The following is a 257-nucleotide window of genomic DNA, read 5'->3' as shown; positions in this document are numbered from 1 at the left end:
CGACGATTCCATCGGCGCATCGGTCGAGGTCTTCGCGTGCGGCGGGCATTTCCCCGATACGGTATCAATAGGCGCTCGCGGGGCATTCATCGACAACAAGAACGTTGTGGTTAGTATTGTGGTCAAGACCGCACAGGAATTTTCGCCGGCCGTGATCTCGGCCGCGCCTGACGGCTACACGGAGAAGCAGGCTTTTCAGGATCGCCCCGGCGTCGGTTGGATGATCTATCTGCCGGTGGATCTGACCACTCAACAGA

1 pseudogene is annotated in these 257 nt (G+C 58.8%); it reads left to right on the top strand.

From position 1 onward, the window contains the following. Positions 1 to 257, top strand: a pseudogene (locus tag SB816_RS33130) (hypothetical protein); the annotation flags it as partial.

Source organism: Achromobacter sp. SIMBA_011 (assembly GCF_046535435.1).
GTDB lineage: Bacteria > Pseudomonadota > Gammaproteobacteria > Burkholderiales > Burkholderiaceae_B > Achromobacter > Achromobacter dolens.
Note: the sequence above shows the minus strand (reverse complement) of the source record. Positions and strands in the feature narration are given on the sequence as shown.